The following is a 3,967-nucleotide window of genomic DNA, read 5'->3' on the forward strand; positions in this document are numbered from 1 at the left end:
CTTCACCTGGAGAGTGCTTCTTTCATGCGACGACCTGGACCCTAGACAAGTCCCATCGTTGCAGGTCAGGAGCACTCTTCGCGTTTCTGATCACCCACCCCCCGGACGCACTGCCTCGTGAAAGCGCGAGGCTAGAGGCCCAGGTTCGATTCGACCTGCGCGATACGTACTCGTAAGGGCACGTCGATCCGAGAGGCGAGGAGCGTCGCACCCGCTACGGGCATGAGCGCGACGAGCAGTGATGGCGCCAGCGACCCGACAGCCCACCGAGCAGGCCAGGGGCCTGTTGATCTCGTAACACGATCTTGGTTGAGGGCTGTCCCCTAATGGGTTGGCGAAGATCGGCGTCGGCAGCTGGATCAGCGGGCCGTCCCCGGCCTTCCCAGAATGAGAGGCTTGGACCGGAAAGGTCGCGTGCACCAGGACCATCGTGGGTGAGACGTCCATCTCGCGACCGCGGTCACGGGGGTCCACCTTCACGAGGGAGGGACGTGTGGGCAGCTCGACTGCTGCGTTGGTCATCGCTGCGTTAGGTGTCGCCGGAACCCTGGCCTCGGGCCTCTTGACCCAGCGTGCCGCTGGGCCGGATCAAGACGTGGCTTGAGGAAGACGGGCAGCCGGGCTTCCGTGTGCCCGCTCGGACAGGTCCTTCCAGGCGTGCCAGCTGTCCAGGCTTTCCTGTTCGTTCGTTGCTTCTCGCTGCGGCTGCGGGCCGGGGGTCTTCGGCCGCAGCGTGCGGCCCGCGGCGGTGCGGGCGCGTCGTCACGCGATGACCTTGCCGTCGGGGAGGTCCGTGGACACCGAGAGTTCCTGCCAGTGGGCGAACTCTTCGTCGACGGCCGTGCGGGCCTGGGTGACCAGGCGGACGGCGTCACTGCCGAGCAGTAGGTGCCCCGGTGGGTCGGGGGCGTCGAGGACCGCGAGCAGTGCCTGCCCGGCCCGGGCGGGATCGCCCAGCTGATTGCCGCTGATGGCCAGGCGGTTCTCACGGATGGGGCCGAAGACCTCGTCGTAGTCGGGGATGCTGCGCTCGACGCGGTGCATGGACCGGCCCGCCCAGTCGGTGCGGAACGATCCCGGCTCGACGCTGGTGACGCGGATGCCGAAGGGCTCGACCTCCGGCCGCAGGCTGTCGGCGATGCCCTCGACGGCGTATTTGCTGCCGTGGTACAGGGACAGGCCGGCGAACGCCCGCAGTCCGCCCATGGACGTGATGAAGAAGACGTGCCCGGTGCGGCGTTCCCTCATGGAGGGCAGGACGGCCTTCGTGACGGCGATGACGCCGAACACATTGACTTCGAACTGGGCACGAGCGTCGTCCAGGGAGGCCTCCTCCAAGGTGCCCTCCACGCCGTATCCGGCGTTGTTGACCAGTACGTCGATCGGAGCGACGGCCTCGGTCACCTCCTCGACCAGGGCGGTGACCTGGTCGTGGTCGGTGACGTCCATGACGCGGCCTTGTGCCCGCCCCGGCGCGAGGGACTCGAAGTCCTTGATCTGCTCCGGATCGCGCAGCGTTCCGACGACGGTGTGTCCCGCGTGGAGTGCCTCCGTGGCGATGGCGCGGCCCAGTCCGGTGCTCACGCCGGTGATGAGGAAGGTCTTCGACATATCACTCTTCCGGTGGTGTGCGATGGGGAGAGGAGAGCGCATCCGCCGTCAGCAGCGCCTTGAGCGCTGTGCCGGCGAGTGCGCGGGCATGGTGTTCGGTGAGGGTGTAGTGGCCCGTGAGGCGGCGGAAGATCAAGGGGCCGAAGAGGATGTCGATGACGTCGTCCACGGCGATCGACGGATCCGCCTCGCCTCTGTCCACGGCGCGTTGCCAGAGTTCGGTGATGGCGGCCCGCCGGCCGGCGAGGAAGTATTCACGGAAGTAGGCAGCGCCTGCCGGATCGTCCACGCATGCGGCGAGCAACTGGGCGAAGACCACTCCGCGCTCACTGCCGTAGAAGGCGCTGACCCGCACCACTTGCTCGGTCAGGTCACCGACGGCGGCACCGGTGTCCGGCAGAGGCAGCGCCTGAGCCATCATGCGGCCGAACGCCTTCGCGGCCAGCGCGGTCCGCGACGGCCAATGCTTGTAGATGGTCGCCTTGCTGACTTGGGAGCGGGCTGCGATCGCGTCCACGGTGGCCGCCGGCAATCCGCCCTCGGACAGCAGCTCCTGCGTGGCGAGGAGCACCGTCTCATGGATGCGTTCGCTCCGCGGCCCGGTGGGGTGGGCGACGATCCCCTCCGACGTCTCTCGCGGAACGGAGGGGTCCTTGGCCTTGCGCGATGTCATCGTCCTGCTCCTGTGAAGGCGTTCGGCGCGGGGACCGTCGTGACGGGCGACGATCCGGTGGTGGCCTGTCGTCCGGTCCACCGTGGGGGGGTGTCCCGATACACGGAGACGGGACGGGGAGTGTCAGACCGCTCCGGCAAGGGTCTCGAAGGCCTGGTCGTCCAACTGGATCGAGGCGGCACCGATGTTGTCCTCCAGATGCGCCACGCTCGACGTGCCCGGGATGGGAAGCATGACCGGCGAGCGCTTGAGCAGCCAGGCGAGTGCGAGCTGGGACGGGGAGGCTCCGTACTGCTGTGACAGCGCCGCGAGTGGGCCGTCCGGCCCGGCCAGTTCACCGGTGGCCAGCGGGAACCAGGGGATGAAACCGATGCCCCGTTCGGTGGCGTGGTCCAGCAGGTCCTCGGCCGAGCGATTGGCGAGGTTGTACAGATTCTGAACCGTGGTGATGTCGGCGATTCGTGAGGCGTCCTTGACCTGGTCGACGCTGACTTCACTGAGGCCGATGTAGCGGATCTTTCCCTCGTCCTGGAGCTTCTTCAGCTCGCCGACCTGGTCCTCCAGCGGTACAGCGGGGTCGATGCGGTGCAGCTGGAAGAGGTCGATGCGGTCGACGCCGAGGTGGCGCAGACTGAGTTCGGCCTGTTGCCGCAGGTATTCCGGCCGGCCGAGGGGGATCCACTGATCGGGTCCCTGCCGGGTGAATCCGGCCTTCGTGGCGATGACCAGGTCGTCGGCGTACGGGTGCAGAGCCTCTTTGATCAGGAGCTCGGCGGTGAACGGACCGTAGGAGTCGGCCGTGTCGATGAAGTTCACGCCCAGCTCGACCGCCCGTCGAAGGACCCGGACGGCCTCCGCCCGGTTCGCGGGCTCGCCCCACACACCGGGGCCGGTCAACTGCATCGAGCCGAAGCCGAGACGGGTGAGCGTCAGCTCACCCAGAGTGAAGGTACCGCTGGCGCCGGCAGAAATCTCGCTCATCATGCCTCCAGAAGTGAACTGTACGGACAGTTTACTTCACAGGCCCGGAACCGCCAATCGGACCTCGCATACCCCCGCTTCTGATGGTTTCCCGCGTTCAGCCCGGTGACTGACGCTCGAGTGCGGACGACGGCACGCCGGGCACTCGGTGCGATGCGGCGGCGAGCCCGGTGGCATCTGCGGTGTCGGTGCTGCCGGGGGCCCGGGCGACTTCCCCGCCGGGCGGCATATGGCCGTCGGTCACAAGACCGAGGCCCGCGCTCGACCGCGCCGCCATGAGCCGATCGGCCCAGTACGCGTCAGCGACAGGGCGCAGAGATGCGTGGCGCCCCGTGTACGGCGTTCCACCGCATCACTCGCGCCTCATACTGTCGATGCCGTCGTCGACGCATTTGCCCGAGTGTTCCGGTTGCCCGCGCCCGCCGGGGCGACCGGACCGGCCATCCCAGCGGTCGTGGCGGCGGTCCGAGTCTGCCGGCCCACGGATGAACGGAAGCCCGGTCATGCCTGAGCGACCGATCGTAGTGTTCGACGTCAACGAGACCCTGCTCGACCTGGACGCGATCCGCCCCGTCTTCGAGAGGATCTTCGACGATCCCGCCGCCCTGCGCCTGTGGTTCGCCCACCTGATCACCTACTCCGAGGCGCTCACCCTCAGCGGCGTGTACGTCCCGTTCACCGACATCGGCGGCGCCGTGCTCC

General features: G+C 67.9%; 3 protein-coding genes and 1 pseudogene. 1 reads left to right on the forward strand and 3 read right to left on the reverse strand.

Features of this window, described 5'->3' with window-relative positions:
- Window positions 1–762 precede the first annotated feature (762 nt).
- From ADL25_RS06045 to ADL25_RS06055, 3 genes are all read right to left on the reverse strand, one after another.
- Complete coding sequence (locus tag ADL25_RS06045) at window positions 763–1,611, reverse strand: oxidoreductase (RefSeq protein ID WP_059126586.1); 849 nt, start codon at window positions 1,609–1,611, stop codon at window positions 763–765.
- 1 nt (window position 1,612) lies between these two features.
- Window positions 1,613–2,284: a TetR/AcrR family transcriptional regulator gene (locus ADL25_RS06050; protein ID WP_079050206.1), complete on the reverse strand. Its 672-nt coding sequence runs from the start codon at window positions 2,282–2,284 to the stop codon at window positions 1,613–1,615.
- Between the two features lie 123 nt (window positions 2,285–2,407).
- Window positions 2,408–3,265 (reverse strand): aldo/keto reductase, encoded by an 858-nt coding sequence (locus ADL25_RS06055; RefSeq protein ID WP_199839119.1) that lies wholly within the window; start codon window positions 3,263–3,265, stop codon window positions 2,408–2,410.
- 503 nt (window positions 3,266–3,768) lie between these two features.
- On the opposite strand from ADL25_RS06055, the pseudogene ADL25_RS06060 reads away from it, so the two are divergent.
- Window positions 3,769–3,967, forward strand: a pseudogene (locus tag ADL25_RS06060) (haloacid dehalogenase type II); the annotation flags it as partial.

Source organism: Streptomyces sp. NRRL F-5122 (assembly GCF_001507435.1).
Taxonomy (GTDB): Bacteria; Actinomycetota; Actinomycetes; order Streptomycetales; family Streptomycetaceae; genus Streptomyces; species Streptomyces lannensis.